Genomic DNA, 14,671 nt, shown 5'->3' on the forward strand with positions numbered 1-14,671 from the left:
AGATGTCGCGCATGTCAGTGCGGCACCTTGTAGGCCTTCTCGCCTGCCGACACCGCCAGATCGATGCGGTTTTCCGGCGGCGGCAGTGGACAGGTGGCGAACGGGGTGAACGCGCATGGCGGGTTGTAGGCGCGGTTGAAATCGACCATCACATGCCCCGAGGCATCGGGCACGTCCAGATCCAGAAAACGTCCGGCCGGATAGCTGCCGTGGCCGCTGGTACGGTCGGCGAATACCACAAACATCGGCCGCCCCGGCTCGCCGATGGTTTCCAGTCGGTAGCTCTTGCCGTCGCGCTCGAACTCGATCGCGCCTGCGTTCGGCTGCTCGCTACTGATGCCGACGATGTCGACGATCGGGATGGTCTTGCCGACGGCGTTGGGCACATAGCGCGCGTTGATGCGCCAGGACCGATCCAAGGGCCAATAGTCCAGGCCAGCGAAGTGCGTGCGCGAGCTCGCGTCGGCATGCTTGACCCGTAGCGCATAGCGGTCGCCGCGATGGATCAGGCTCAACACGCCCTTGCCGTCATCGAAATGGATCAGGGTGGGCTGCGGATCGCGGTCGGACTGGAAGCGGATCCGGCTGGTCAGCGGCTTGCCATCGAGAGTCAGCGCTGCGCCACGCTCGGGCACGAACCAGACCGCGTTGTTTTCGGTGGACACCATGCCCATCTTCGGCGGGCCTACCGCGAGTTTGATACCGCTGTCGGCGCTGCTGCCGATGTAATGCGCCTTCAGCGACAGCCAATGCAGGCCAACCAGGCTGGTCCAGCCATCGGGCGCGCGCAGTTCCTTCAGCCGTGCTTCGCGCCAGGCGGCGGTGTCGGCCAGAAATGTCTTGTCGAGTGCGACCGGCGCAGCCGGCGGCGGCGCATCGCGCCCGCAACCGACCACCGCTGCTGCGACCAGCATGCCGAGCAGCCAGCCCTTCCCCCCATGCACTGCCATCAACGCCCTCTCAGGAACCAACGATCGATATCGCTCAGCGTAAACCGCGCCCAGGTCGGTCGGCCATGGTTGCACTGGCCCGAGCGTTCGGTGGCTTCCATATCGCGCAGCAGCGCGTTCATTTCCGGCACGGTGAGGCGGCGGTTGGCGCGCACTGCGCCGTGGCAGGCCATGGTGGAGAGCAATTCGTCGCGTGCGCTGGCGATGCGGCGGCTTTGACCATGCTCGCGCAGATCGCCCAGCACATCGCGCAGCAGCGCCTCCGGCTCGGCATTGGCCAGCAGCGCGGGAATGCTGCGCACGTGCAGCGACTGCGGGCCGGCGCGGGTAATCTCGAAACCGAGCGTGGCCAAGGTCTCCGCTTCGCGCTCGGCGGTGTCGGCTTCGCGCTCGCCCACCGCCAGCGTGATCGGCACCAGCAACGGCTGTGCGTGCAGGCCGATGCTGTCGTGCGCATTTTTGAGCCGCTCATAGCCGATGCGCTCGTGCGCCGCGTGCATGTCGACCACGATCAAACCTTCGGCGTTTTCGGCCAGGATGTAGATGCCGTGCAATTGCGCGATGGCATACCCGAGCGGCGGCACTCCGCTGTCTTCTGCCGTTGCCGGCAATCCGGTGCCGGCCATGCTCGGCATGCCTGCCGATTGCTGCGCGCTGCTCGGCGGCGGCGCATACAGCGCGCTGTAGGCGGCGCGGGCCTCGTTCACACGCAGTCCCAACGGCGTTTGCGAAGGCGTCCAGCTGACGTAGCCATACGTGCCATTGCCGCTGCCGGGCGTGCCGCCTGGACTCGGGGCGCCGCCGCCAGCGAAATTGCCCATTCCACCGAACGTGCCGCCCATGTCGCTGGCGCCCTCGCTACCGATACTGTTCGGGGTAACGCCAGCACGGGTGTGCGCCAAGGCATCCTGCAAGGTGCGATAGACGAAATCGTGGATCAGCCGCGCTTCGCGGAAACGCACCTCGTGCTTGGCCGGATGCACATTGACGTCCACGCGTGCCGGGTCCAGCTCCAGAAACAGCACATAGGCCGGCTGCCGGCCATGGAACAGCACATCGCCGTAGGCCATCTTTACCGCATGCGCCACGCTGCGGTCGCGGACCGAACGGCCATTGACATAGAGATATTGCTGGTCGGTGCTGGCACGCGAGTAATGCGGTTGCGCCACCCAGCCATGCAGGCGCAGGCCGGCGCCACTGTGGTCCACGCGCAAGGCCTGGCGCGCAAAATCGTCGCCCAGCGTTTCACCCAGCCGCGCGTCCGAATACAGATCGCCCGGCTTGTAACGCCGCGATGGCTTGCCGTTGTGCGAGACGCGCAATTCCACATCCGGCCGCGCCAGCGCCAACGAACGCAGCCACTCTTCGATGTGGCCGAGTTCGGTGCGTTCGGCACGCAGGAATTTGCGCCGCGCCGGCACATTGAAGAACAGTTCGCGCACTTCGACGGTGGTGCCTGGCGCGTGCGCACGCGGAATCACCTCGCCCAGGCGGCCGCCGTCGATTTCCAATGCAAAGCCGTGTTCGGCGTCGGGGCGACGCGAGATCAGGGTAAAGCGGCTGACCGAGGCGATCGACGGCAAGGCTTCGCCACGAAAACCAAGCGTGGCGACGGTTTCCAGGTCGTCCAGCGAAGCGATCTTGCTGGTGGCATGCCGCGACACCGCCAGCGGCAGTTCGTCAGGGGAGATGCCGCCACCGTTGTCGCGGATACGGATCAGCCGGACGCCGCCTTCTTCGAGCTCGATATCCACGCGCGTGGCACCGGCATCGAGCGCGTTTTCGACCAGTTCCTTGACCACCGATGCGGGCCGCTCGACGACTTCGCCGGCAGCGATCTGGTTGATCAGAATCTCGGGCAACTGGCGGATCGCCATCAGCGCACGCTCCCGTGCGGCACGCGCGAAACGCGGTAGATCGGCGGTGTGACAGGCAAGACAGACGTCGGCACGGCAATCCGGCGGCGCCAGGCGCCGTCATCAAGGAATCAGTGCGGAATGATAGCCGAGCGGGTCAGCGGCTGCCGCCGGCCACGGTGCCCACTGCATCGGCTTCGGCCTGCGCACGCGCGGCGAACAAGGTACCTGGCGGCGGTTGGCGGGTAAAGAAGGTATCGATGCCGTCGAGGACGGCGCCGGCAATCTTGCGTTGGTAAGCGGGATCGATCAGCCGGCGTTCTTCGTCCGGATTGGAGATGAAGGCGGTTTCCACCAGCATTGCCGGCATGTCGGAGGTGCGCAGCACCGCGAAGTTGGCGCGCTCCAGCTGCGGCTTGTGGTTGTTGCCGATGCGCTTCAACCCCCCAAGCACGTGGCCGGCGGCATCTTCGGAAGCCTTCATGTGGCCGCTCTGGGCCAGGTCCAGCAACACGTTGGCCAGGGTGCTCTCGGTTTGCTGCAGGCGCACGCCGCCGACCAGATCGGCGGCATTTTCCTTGTCGGCCAGCCAGCGCGCACGTTGCGACGAGGCTCCCTTGGTCGACAGCACATACACCGAGGAGCCGGTGGCGCTGCGGTTTTCGGCGGCGTCGGCGTGGATGGAGATGAAGATGTCGGCCTTGGCGGCGCGGGCTTTTTGCGCACGCATCGGTAACGGAATGAACACGTCGGTGTCGCGGGTCAGGTAGGCCTTCATGCCCGGCGTGGCGTTGACCTGGCGTGCCAGTTCACGGCCCACCGCCAGTGTGACGTCTTTTTCGCGCTTACCGGTGGGACCCATGGCGCCCGGGTCCTGGCCGCCGTGGCCTGGATCGATCGCCACGATCAATGGCCGCATACCCGGCGCCATCTTGATCCGCGACGCTTCGCTTGGCAGCACCGGGCGCGGCGGCAGGTCGTCGTCGCCTGCCGCAGCCACGCTGCTGACCGCATTGTTGGGGACGGTTGCTGCGGCATTACCGGAAGGTGCGCCCATCGGTGCGCTGCCGCCATTCAAGATGGCAGCTGCAGATGCACTACTGCCCGCCACTCCCGCCCCGGACAGTCCGCTGGGGTTGGTCACAGAGGCACGGTTCGGCGCGTTGCCGGAGACGCCGGTCGGCGCCGGTGCACTCGCGGAGGTGGCAGGCCGAGGCGTCGGCACACCGGTGGCGACAGTGGTCGGTACCGGAGCCTGGGTAACGGTGGGCATCGCCGATGCCGGCACAGGCGGTGCAGGCGGCGGAGTCGACGGCTGGGGCGGCGGCACCGACGAGGCCCGTTGCGCAGACGCAGCCAAGGCGGCAGTTGCGCGTGCAGCTTCGGCCTGCGCATTGAGCGGACGCGGCGCCGGCACTGCCGTTGGTGCAGCCGCGGCAACTGCGGAGGCCGCCGCCGGCGTCGGATCGCCTGGCCATTCGATCACCAAGGTCGACACGCTACCCAGCGTCTGCATCTGCGGCTTGAGCGGCGTAACCGGCGTTGCCAATTCGAACACCACACGGAACGTGCCAGGCACCGGCTGACCGGTGCGCACCGAGGTCACCAATCCGGCAGCGGGCGGCAGCTTGAGACCACGCACGCCCGAGGACTCGGGAAAATCGACAACCAGGCGCGTCGGGTTCGCCAGCGACAGCGTTTTGAAGCCGCCGCTGCCGGCCAGCTGAATTTCCGCGCGGGTTCCGGTGGCTCCGGTACTGACGCCAACACCCTTGATTTCACCGGCCCAAGCAGCAAAAACCGCCAGGCTCAAGCTGGCGGTCAGGGCGGAAAGACAGAACTGGCGAATCCCCGGTGTCATGGCGCTGGATTCAAGCATCCAACTGTGTGAATTGCAAGGCAATTTCCCTTAATAATCCATAACCTGGCGTTCATTCTTCTCGTGAGGAGGCAAAAAGGGCCTGCAACTGGGGCTGCTGCGACAAGCTTTCCATCCAGGCATGCCCGATCGCACTGCGGCCCAGCAACCGAACGCTGCGGCCTTCGCCAGCCACGGCCAGCTCGACATCCAGATCCACCGGCGGCAGCACCCCAGCACCGCGCTCGGGCCATTCGACCAGCCATAAGCTCGCACTGCCCTCGTCGAGCCCGAGGAAATCCAGCTCGCCGGCATGGCCAATGCGGTAGAGGTCCAGATGCCAGGCTTCATCGCCGGTTGCCAGCGGATAGCGTTCGACCAAGGTGTAGGTGGGGCTGCGAATCGGCCCGGTGACACCGAGCGCACGCAGCAGCGCGCGCGCGAGCGTGGACTTGCCCGCGCCGAGGTCGCCATGCAACTGCACCACCGCGCTGGCCGGTCGCACTGCGGCCAGCGCTTGGCCCAGGGTTTCGGTGGCCTGCACGTCGTGCAGTTGTCCGTTGAGGTCGATCATGCAATGGCTCCAGCGTTGGCGAGGCGGCGCAACTCGGGAAGCAGGTCGGTGGGCAGCAGGCCGCGCTCGCCCGCGTGCGCTGCCGCATCGCCGGCGCAGGCGTGCAACAGCGCGCCAAGGCTGGCGGCATCGAACGGCGAGAAGCCCTGCGCCAGCAATGCCGCGATGACGCCGGTCAACAGATCGCCCATTCCGCCGACTGCCATGCCGGGATTGCCGGCGTCGATGATGCGCGGCAGATGACCTGGCGAGGCGACCACGGTGCCGGCGCCCTTGAGCACGACCACTGCGTCGTAGCGTTTTGCGAGTGCCGCAGCAGCGGCCGGACGATCGCGCTGAATCTGTCGGGTCGAAAGGCCCAGCAGACGGCCGGCTTCGCCCGGATGCGGCGTCAAGATGCGCGGACCACGCGCTGCAACGTCGTTGGCGGCCAGCAGATTCAGCCCATCGGCATCGATCACCATCGCCGTAGCGGCGCCCAGCGCTGCGCGCCACAACGCCTGCGCCCAGGCGTCCTGCCCTAGCCCGGGCCCGAGCGCGACTGCATCCGCGGCCTCGGCCAATGTGGCGATGTCGTCGTCGGCCTGCATGGCACGCGCCATCGCTTCGGGGCAGCGCGCCAACAGTGGCGTGACATGCTCGGCGCGCGTCGCGACCTGCACCAACCCGGCGCCGCTGCGCAATGCCGCTTCGGCGGTCAGCATGATCGCGCCACCGCTGCCGAGATTGCCGCCCACGCACAACACCCGCCCGGATTCGCCCTTGTGCGTGTTACGACGACGCGGGCGCAACTGCGCCGCCACGGCATCGCCATTCCAGCCGTGGGCGGCTGGCGCGAGCCCGTCGAATGCTGAAACCGGCACCTCCAGCGACGCCACTTCACGCTCGCCGGCATGTTCCAGCGCATCGCCCGTGTAGAGCCCCAGATGCGGCACGATGAACTGCAAGGTCAGTGCTGCGCGTACCGCCGCACCGAAGGCCACCCCATGGTCGGCATCGATGCCGCTGGGCACATCCAGCGCAAACACCGGCACGTCCGCCGCATTGATGGCGTCGATCAACCCGGCAGTCGCATCGTCCGGTGCACGATTCAGGCCGATGCCGAACAGCGCATCGACGATCACATCGGCCTGCGCCAGCGGATACGGAAACAATTCGATTGCACCACCGACGGCGAGGTAGTCGGTACAGGCGCGCTGCGCCAGGTCCGAGGCAGGGCCATGTTCGGGCAGGTGCACCACACCGACCTGACGCCCTGCGCGGTGTGCCAGGCGCGCCAGCACATAGCCGTCGCCGCCATTGTTGCCGGTGCCGCAGACCACCACGATGCGGCGCGCCTGCGGCCAGCGCTCCAGCAACCACTGCCAGGCCGCCTGCCCGGCGCGTTGCATCAGGGTGTAGCCATCGCCGCCGAGCAGCGTGGTGGCCTGCGCATCGAGCGTGCGCGCGGCGGCAGTGTCGTAAAGAGCGAGCGGTGCGTACATGCAGGGAATTCTATACTTGTCGGCATGTCTGCCGCCCTTGCCCGCCCCGACCCTGCCGATGCCGCTGCGCGCATTCGCGTGCTTGCGCGCGAAGCAGGCTTTCAACGCTGCGGCATTACCGGCATCGAACTGGGCGAGGATGAAGTGCATCTGCGCAGCTGGCTGGCAGAAGGCCTGTACGGAACCATGCACTGGATGGCCCAGCACGGCGACAAACGCTCGCGCCCGCAGGAACTGGTTCCCGGCACCCTGCGCGTGTTGTCGGTTGGCATGGATTACGGCCGCAAGGACGACACCGAGGCCTGGAACACCTTGCACGACGGCAACCGCGCCTATGTGGCGCGCTATGCGCTGGGGCGCGACTACCACAAGCTGATGCGCAACCGGCTGCAGAAGCTGGCCGAGCGCATCCAGGGCGAAATCGGCCAATTCGGTTTCCGCGTGTTCGTCGATTCGGCGCCGGTGCTGGAGCGCGCATTGGCACGCAATGCCGGCTTGGGCTGGATCGGCAAACACACCTGCCTGATCGATCGCAACGGCGGTTCGTGGTTCTTTCTCGGCGAGATCTACCTCGACCTGCCACTGCCGATCGATACGCCCGCGACCGCGCATTGCGGCACCTGTACGCGCTGCATCGATATCTGCCCGACGCAAGCCATCATCGCGCCCTACCGGCTGGATGCGCGCCGCTGCATCGCCTACCTCACCATCGAACACGATGGCGCAATTCCCGAAGACATGCGCAAGCCGATCGGCAACCGCATCTTCGGCTGCGACGACTGCCAGCTGATCTGTCCCTGGAACAAGTTCGCCAAGCGCACCGACGAAGCCGATTTCCGCGCCCGCAACGAGCTGGATGTGGCGACGCTGCCGCAGCTGTTCGCCTGGAACGAAGGCGACTTCCTGCGCCGCACCGAGGGCAGCCCGATCCGCCGCAGCGGACACGAGCGTTGGCTGCGCAATCTTGCCGTGGGCCTGGGCAACGCGCCTGGCACGCCCGAGGTCCTGGCCGCACTGGAAGCGCGTCGCCACGACGACTCGGCGCTGGTGCGCGAACACGTTGGCTGGGCGCTGGCGCAACACGGTCTTTGATCCGCGCAGGCCAGTTATGAGCGCGGTTCGCGTGCGACAGTTGCGGCCTGCACGCGCATGCGTTGATCACCGATGCGACACCGTTGGCATCGGCGTTCGCCAGCCAATCACCCATGACCGTCGTCGCTACGGGATAATGCAGCGATGGCCGACCGCAACGAACAGATCCTCACTCCCAGCCAGCTCAATTCGCTGGCGCGCGACCTGCTGGAAGGCAGCTTCCCGTTGGTGTGGGTAGAGGCCGAACTGAGCAGCGTCACCCGGCCCTCGTCGGGACATCTGTATTTCACGCTTAAGGATGCGCGCGCGCAGATCCGCTGCGCGATGTTCAAGCCCAAGAGCACCTGGCTGAAATTCCAGCCGCGCGAAGGCCTGCGCGTGCTCGCGCGGGGGCGCCTGACCCTGTACGAAGCGCGCGGCGACTATCAGCTGGTGCTCGACCATCTGGAAGAAGCCGGCGAAGGCGCGCTGCGTCGGGCCTTCGACGAACTGCGCGCGCGCCTTGCCGCCGAAGGCCTGTTCGATGCCGAACGCAAGCAGGCACTGCCTGCGCATGTGCAGCGGCTGGCGGTGATCACCTCGCTCAGCGGCGCGGCGGTACGCGATGTGCTCAGCGTGCTGGCGCGGCGGTTTCCGCTGCTGGAAGTGGACCTGCTGCCCTCGCTGGTGCAAGGCGACAGCGCTGCCGCACAAATCACCTCGCTGCTGCAACGCGCCGATGCCTCCGGGCGTTACGACGTCATCCTGATCACCCGCGGTGGCGGCTCGCTGGAGGACCTGTGGGCCTTCAACGACGAACGCCTGGCGCGCGCGATCGCCGCCGCGCAGACGCCGGTGGTGTCTGCCGTGGGCCACGAGACCGACTTCAGCCTGAGCGATTTCGTGGCCGACGTGCGTGCGCCCACGCCCTCGGTCGCGGCCGAATTGCTGGTGCCCGATCAACGCGAGCTGCTCGCGCGCGTGCGGCGTGCGCAGGCGCGCATGACCCAACTGCAGCAACACGCCTTGGGCAACGCCATGCAACGCGCAGACCGGCTGGCACTGCGGTTGCGTGCGCAGAGCCCACAGGCGCGCTTGCAACTGCTCCATCGCCGCCAGGAAGAGGCCGGCCGCCAGCTGCGCGCGCGCATGATGCAGGTGCTCGAACGCTTGCAGGCGCGTGTGCAGCGCGCGCAAGCGCAGCTGCAATCGCACAACCCGCAACGCCATCTGGCCGGCTTGCAGCAACGCCTGCGGGCACTGCACCCGCAGGCGGCGATGCAACGCCGCCTGCAGCATGATCAGCTGCAATTACGCAGCATTGCGCGCTCGCTGGAAGCGGTCAGCCCGCTGGCCACGGTCGCGCGCGGCTACGCCATCGTGACCCGCCCTGCCGACGGCAGCGTGGTGCGCAGCGCCGCCGAGGTGGTCACCGGCGAACGCCTGCGCGCGCAGCTGGCCGATGGCAGCATCCAGGTGCGTGTGGAGTCTGGCGAAAGCTGACCGCACGCCGTGCGCAGCACTGTCGCTCCGGCGGCAATGCCGGCGCTGGGCGCTGACATGCACTCGTCGACGGTGCCCATTGCACTCTGAACACCAGGCTCTGCGCGGCGCCAGAGTGCGCGCTCGAAACAGGCCGCAAGGTCGGGCGAATCCGCGATTTCGCTGAAACGGGGTCGCCAGCCGCGCTTCAGCACTGAGCACCTTCACCTGGGAAGGTGCTTAGTGCCGAGCATTGCTTGTCGATCAACCTTTCTGGGAAACGTTATGCAACGCTTGGCTGGTTGCAAGCGGCATCAGGAGCGACTCGCTGTCTTCGCAATCGGCGTCTGCGCTGCATGCTGCCAGCCCTCCATCAACAGATTGGCCAGCACCACCGGGTCGTGATCGAAATGATGCCCACCCGGACGTGCCAGCACCTGCACGCCACGTGCGCGCAGTTCCGGGCACAGCGTGTCTTTTTCTTCGTTACCGTAGATGCATTGCAGGCGGTGCGCATCCAGCGCCTGGATGGCCGGTTCCACATCGCGCTCGGCGTCGTTGTGCCAGCCCAGCCAGCCACCGACGCGGACCTTGAAGTCAGCCTCGTGCCCCAGGCCGAGCAGGCTGACGAACTGCACCGAGGCGCGTTGCTGGGGCGACAGTTCCGGATAGGCGAAGGGCAGCACATCGGCACCGAACGAGTACCCGACAAGGGCGACGTGCTGGATGTGCCAGCGCTGGCGATAGCTGGCGATCACCCGGTCCAGATCCGCACCAACTTGTTGCGGCGTGCGGCTGCCCCAGAAGTAGCGCAGGCTATTCCAGCCCACTACCGACACGCCCTGCTGCTGCAATTGCGCGGCAATGCCTTTGTCCAGCTCGCGCCAGCCGCCATCGCCGGACAGCATCACCACCAGACGGTCGCTGCCGGGAGCGTGCAGTTCCACCAGCGGCAGATCGCCCAGGCCCTGCGACTGGGCAGCCAGGAAGTGCCCGCGCGTGGCCGCGGCGATCTGCATCGGGCTGGATGCGTCGGCCAGATCGTCCAGGAAGCCCTGACTGGCATTGGGCAGATCGCGCGAACATGCCAGACCTGGATCCTGGGTGCCGGCATCGGCAACCACCGCGCCGCCCAGCACGTCGGGCGCGGCCGAAGCCACCGCCTGGCGCGCCAGCACCGCGCCATCGCCCTGCCCCACCATCACCGGCGGCAGGAACGCATCGACATGTTCGGCGCGCAACAACTTCTTGCCCAGTCGCTCGGCGTCGTCGGCCAGCGAGCTGCAGGCGGCTTGGTGCGAGCGCACGCGTTCGCGGTATTTGCCGGTGTCGACCACTGCCACCAGCGCGCCATCGTTGCTCAGCAGGTCGGCCAGCTTCTGGCCGTCTTGCGGATGATCGCTGTCGGGCAGCAGGATCACCATCGCCTTGGGCGTACCCTCCGGGCGAATCACTTCGACCGAGCCGTAATGCCCAGCCGTATTACTGTCCTGCAGATGCCGCGCCACGGCATAGCCGCTGCCGCCGATCAGCAGGATCGCAATCACCCAACGAAACATTTTGATCCCCATGCCCATGACGGCAGTCCCTTGATAGCGGTTGCGATTTGACCACAGCAGACACGACCGGTTTCACCGCGAATGCACGCGGTGTTCGTTGCTGTTAAGCCAACTGAATCCCAGCTATTGCGCATAGCGCCTGGTCAGCGCAGCACGTGCCTGTCGGCGCCCACTGCAACGCGAAGGACCGGGAGCCGACGCCCCGCAAACGTCCGCTCCTGGTTGGTCGCCTTGGGAACGTTGTCGGATGGAAGTAGCGCAATCCAAGCGCGGTTCACACACTCGATTCCCGAAGGCGCTTGCGCGATTGCAGCGCTCTTCCGGCCGTGTTCCTTCCTCGTACAAGAGAGATGCCTCGCTTGTGTAGCCGCGCGCCTCCGCCGACTTAGTCGGAATGAACGCCTTCCGCCGTGACATCGCAGGACGTAGGGCTGAGCCGAAGGCGTTCGCAGCGACGGCGACGGCGACGGCGACGTCAAGCCTAATGTTGCAGTCACGCCGGACGCGATCGATGCGCCCACGCGCCACCGGTCGTCGCTAGATTCCGCGTGCCACGCGAAAGCCGATACGGGCGCTGGTAGTGTCCGAGTCCTGCGACTGCCGCCAGGCCGCACGTGTCTGTTGCGGCGAATTGGCCCAGCTGCCGCCACGGATCATGCGTTGCCGGCAGCCCGGGTTGTACCAGGCCGCGCCATCGGCCGGTGCACGGCGGTAGCTGGCGTGCCAACAGTCGGCCACCCATTCGCTCAGGTTGCCGCCCATGTCGTGCAGACCCCAGGCATTGGCGCGAAAACTGCCGACCGGCGCTGGACCCCAAAAGCCATCGCCGTAGCCGACGAAGCCGTTGTTCCAATGCCGGCCGCTGCGCGAAACGTCGTTGCCGCCGGTGAAGTTGCCGGCGTCGGCCGGCGGCGAGCCCGCGTTGCCCCACGGGTAACGTCCCGTGGTGCCGGCACGCACCGCATACTCGAACTCGGCCTCGCTGGGCACGTGGTAATGGCGGCCGGTCTGTTCCGACAGCCAGGACGCATACGCTTCGGCGTCGCGAATGCTGACGTGCATCACCGGGCTGTTGGGCGCAGCCTGGGCGCCGTTGTAATCGGACTGCCAGTCCACCCCGCTGCGGCGGATGAAGTTGCCGCTGCGCTCGTCGTAGACCACCGAATGCCCACGCCGGGTGGCACGCGGGCGCGTGCCGGTGGCGTCGACGAACTGGCGGAACTCGGCAACCGTGACCTCGGTGATCGACAACGCGAAGCCGCGTGCGAAGCGCACGTAATGGGCGGGGCGCTCGTTGTCGGAAGCGCCCGGTTCGGCATCGCCGGCGCCCATCTGGAATGCGCCATGCGGCACCACGATCATCTGCGGCCCGCGCCCGCCGACCTTGAGCCCGTCGGTGAACACCTGCCCGGGCCGGAAGCTGCCGTAATGGGTGGCCAATTCCAGCCGACGGCGCAGATCGCCGGCCACCGCATCGCCGGGGTCGGCAATGCGCAGCACTTCGGCAAGTTTCTCGCCGGCCGCCTTGAGCCCGCGCGGCGAGGTCAGATCGTGCAGGCCGGCGTCGTGCAACGCCGCGATCTGCGCCCGGCGCACGCGTTCCACCCGCGCGCGTGCATCGGCGATGGTGGGCGCACGCTCGCGTACCTGCCCGGCCATCTGCAGCCAGTAACGGGCACCGATGAAGTCGCTCGCCTGCGCCGCCTGTTCGGCGCGCTCCAGCAGGCCGCTTTCCACGGCGGCCAGGCCCTGTCGGGTGCGCGGGTTGTCCGGATCCAGTTGCGCAGCGTCGCGAAAATTCACCAGCGCGCCATTGCCGTCTTCGCCCAGCCGCCCGCCGCGCAGGTCGTCTTCGCCGGCGCGGTTGAACGCCAGCACGCGCTGCGCGGTTTCCACCTCGCGCTGCAGTGCGCGCACCTTCGGGTCCTGTGGCGCCAGGGCGAGCGCGACGAAGGCCACTTCACGCGCCTGCTCCAACGCGTCGTACTGGCGCTCGGTTTGTTCGATCAGCGCTGCGCCGCGTTCGAGCAACCGGCCACGCGCCTGCTCCAGGCCACGCCGGCTGGCTGCATCCTTGCCACCGGCGCGCTGCTGGATCGCCAGATACAACGGGATCGCATCGCCGGCATCGCGATACAGGCGGTCTTCCCGCAATGCCTGGTCGGCGCGCTTGCGCACCTGCGCCAGGGGCTCGTCGCCCAGGTCCACCACCGGCGCTTGCCATTGCGCCACGGTTTCGGCGGATTCTTCGCCACCGATGGAAACGTTCGGCTTGCTCGGCACGGCGGCAGGCGCCGGTTGCGGCGCGACCGCAGGTGCGGGCGTCGGCGTGCGCGAACAGGCGCACAGGCCAAGCGCGGCCAACAAAACATAGCGAGCAGCGCTCGGGCGGGCGTGGCCGGTGCGCAGCAACCCAAGCGTGCGCATGCTGGATGTCGCTTCCGCACCCCGGCCGCGCCCGCCTGCTGGCTGCGCAGGCGTTTTGCCAGCCGCTCTGGGCGCGACCATTGCCCACGCTGCCATCCGGTCACCGCACTCACCCACCACCTGCTCCTTCCAGTGCTCTGCCGCACGACAGGCGATCGCGACGTTAGGCTATTCTGCGCGCTCTGCGCAAACCCTTGCCGCCGACGGAAATCACGTGCCCCATTGGATCACCCACCCCTCCGAGCTGACTGACCGCCTGCAGGCAGCGCGACCATCGCGCATCGGCCTGGATACCGAATTCATTCGCGAACGCACCTACTGGCCGCAACTGGCCCTGGTGCAGATGGCCATCGGCGAGGAGATCCTGCTGATCGACCCGCTGATCCCCGGCATGAACGCGGCGCTCAAGGAGTGGTTGATCGCCACCGACATCGTCAAGGTGATGCATAGCGCCAGCGAAGACCTGGTCACGTTCAAATGCGCGTGCGGCGCATTGCCGCGGCCGTTGTTCGACACCCAGATCGCCGCGGCGCTGGCCGGTGTCGGTGGCGGCATGGGCTACCAGAAACTGGTCCAGGAAGTCACCGGCACCTTGCTGACCAAGGGCGAAACACGCTCGGACTGGATGCGTCGCCCGCTGTCGCCGGCGCAGCTGGAATATGCCGCCGACGACGTGCGCTACCTGTTTGCGATCCACGACAAGCTCACCCGCCGCCTCGCCGAGCAGAACCGGCTGGAGTGGCTGGCCGAAGACGCCGACCGCCTGCTCGCCACGGTGGAGCACGACGATGGCGAGCGCTGGCCGCATGTGAGCCTGCGCGCCGCAAAGTTCCTGGAACCGGCAGCGCAACGCCGGCTGCTGCGTCTGCTGCGTTGGCGGGACTTGCAGGCACGGCAGAGCGATCGCCCGCGCAGCTGGATCCTGGACAACGAACTGGCCAGCCAGCTGGCGCGGTTTCCGCCCGCCGATCTGGACGCCTTGCTGCGGCAGTTCGATAAATTTCCCAAGGCGCCGCGCAAGCTCGCCAACGCGGTGTGGGATGCACTCAACACCCCGCTTCCGGACGAAGAGCACGCGCCGCTGGCGCAGGCCGCCACCGACGGCAACAAGGCCTTACTCAAGCGGCTGCAAGACACGGTGGCGCAACGTAGCCGCGAACTCGGCTTGCCGGACGGCCTGCTGGCCTCGCGCCGCCACCTGGAAACCTTGATGGAACAGCGCAGCTGGCCTGCGGCGCTGGGCCAATGGCGCCGTGCCCTGCTTGAAGCACAGCTGATGCCGCTGCTGGACAATACCGCAGCGTAGGATCGCGGCGTGTTGACGCGCCAGAGCCGGCAGCGATGCGGGCTCTTCGTCAGATGCGGGCGAGCGGCGCCGAACTGGCGAAGGCCGCCTAGCGAGCAATATGG

General features: G+C 67.3%; 10 protein-coding genes and 1 other RNA gene. 3 read left to right on the forward strand and 8 right to left on the reverse strand.

The window, feature by feature from the left end; translation table 11 throughout:
- Window positions 1–14 precede the first annotated feature (14 nt).
- The 5 genes from ACCQ00_RS12295 to ACCQ00_RS12315 all read right to left on the reverse strand — a co-directional run bounded on the left by ACCQ00_RS12295 (window position 15) and on the right by ACCQ00_RS12315 (window position 6,722).
- A complete protein-coding gene (locus ACCQ00_RS12295) occupies window positions 15–950 on the reverse strand; it encodes a DUF1684 domain-containing protein (RefSeq protein ID WP_017159202.1) in 936 nt (311 codons plus the stop codon).
- Window positions 950–2,827, reverse strand: a complete 1,878-nt coding sequence (mutL, locus tag ACCQ00_RS12300) for a DNA mismatch repair endonuclease MutL (RefSeq protein WP_039575070.1) — start codon at window positions 2,825–2,827, stop codon at window positions 950–952. Before mutL ends, ACCQ00_RS12295 begins: the two co-directional genes overlap by 1 nt.
- A 136-nt stretch (window positions 2,828–2,963) precedes the next feature.
- Window positions 2,964–4,667 (reverse strand): N-acetylmuramoyl-L-alanine amidase, encoded by a 1,704-nt coding sequence (locus tag ACCQ00_RS12305; protein WP_046735981.1) that lies wholly within the window; start codon window positions 4,665–4,667, stop codon window positions 2,964–2,966.
- A gap of 70 nt (window positions 4,668–4,737) precedes the next feature.
- Complete coding sequence (gene tsaE, locus ACCQ00_RS12310; RefSeq protein ID WP_017156148.1) at window positions 4,738–5,238, reverse strand: tRNA (adenosine(37)-N6)-threonylcarbamoyltransferase complex ATPase subunit type 1 TsaE; 501 nt, start codon at window positions 5,236–5,238, stop codon at window positions 4,738–4,740.
- Window positions 5,235–6,722: a bifunctional ADP-dependent NAD(P)H-hydrate dehydratase/NAD(P)H-hydrate epimerase gene (locus ACCQ00_RS12315; protein WP_039568896.1), complete on the reverse strand. Its 1,488-nt coding sequence runs from the start codon at window positions 6,720–6,722 to the stop codon at window positions 5,235–5,237. Before ACCQ00_RS12315 ends, tsaE begins: the two co-directional genes overlap by 4 nt.
- Window positions 6,723–6,746: 24 nt before the next feature.
- Between ACCQ00_RS12315 and queG the strand changes: the two genes are divergently transcribed.
- A complete protein-coding gene (gene queG / locus ACCQ00_RS12320; protein WP_039568899.1) occupies window positions 6,747–7,814 on the forward strand; it encodes a tRNA epoxyqueuosine(34) reductase QueG in 1,068 nt (355 codons plus the stop codon).
- A 144-nt stretch (window positions 7,815–7,958) separates the two neighbouring features.
- Window positions 7,959–9,296 carry an exodeoxyribonuclease VII large subunit gene (xseA, locus tag ACCQ00_RS12325; RefSeq protein ID WP_039568901.1) on the forward strand — a complete coding sequence of 446 codons (1,338 nt, stop codon included), beginning with the start codon at window positions 7,959–7,961 and terminating at the stop codon, window positions 9,294–9,296.
- A 293-nt stretch (window positions 9,297–9,589) separates the two neighbouring features.
- Here xseA and ACCQ00_RS12330 read toward each other — a convergent pair whose 3' ends face one another.
- The 3 genes from ACCQ00_RS12330 to ACCQ00_RS12340 all read right to left on the reverse strand — a co-directional run bounded on the left by ACCQ00_RS12330 (window position 9,590) and on the right by ACCQ00_RS12340 (window position 13,261).
- Entirely contained in the window at window positions 9,590–10,852 is a 1,263-nt protein-coding gene (locus ACCQ00_RS12330; RefSeq protein WP_039568905.1) for a virulence factor family protein, read from the reverse strand.
- A gap of 519 nt (window positions 10,853–11,371) precedes the next feature.
- Window positions 11,372–13,201 carry a formylglycine-generating enzyme family protein gene (locus ACCQ00_RS12335; protein WP_099770613.1) on the reverse strand — a complete coding sequence of 610 codons (1,830 nt, stop codon included), beginning with the start codon at window positions 13,199–13,201 and terminating at the stop codon, window positions 11,372–11,374.
- Window positions 13,193–13,261: non-coding RNA, sX9 sRNA (locus tag ACCQ00_RS12340), on the reverse strand. The genes ACCQ00_RS12335 and ACCQ00_RS12340 overlap by 9 nt, the downstream gene beginning before the upstream one ends.
- 214 nt (window positions 13,262–13,475) lie before the next feature.
- Between ACCQ00_RS12340 and rnd the strand changes: the two genes are divergently transcribed.
- Entirely contained in the window at window positions 13,476–14,567 is a 1,092-nt protein-coding gene (gene rnd, locus ACCQ00_RS12345; RefSeq protein WP_039568910.1) for a ribonuclease D, read from the forward strand.
- Window positions 14,568–14,671: the final 104 nt, after the last annotated feature.

It is taken from the genome of Xanthomonas sp. NCPPB 3761 (assembly GCF_041475705.2).
Lineage (GTDB): Bacteria > Pseudomonadota > Gammaproteobacteria > Xanthomonadales > Xanthomonadaceae > Xanthomonas > Xanthomonas phaseoli.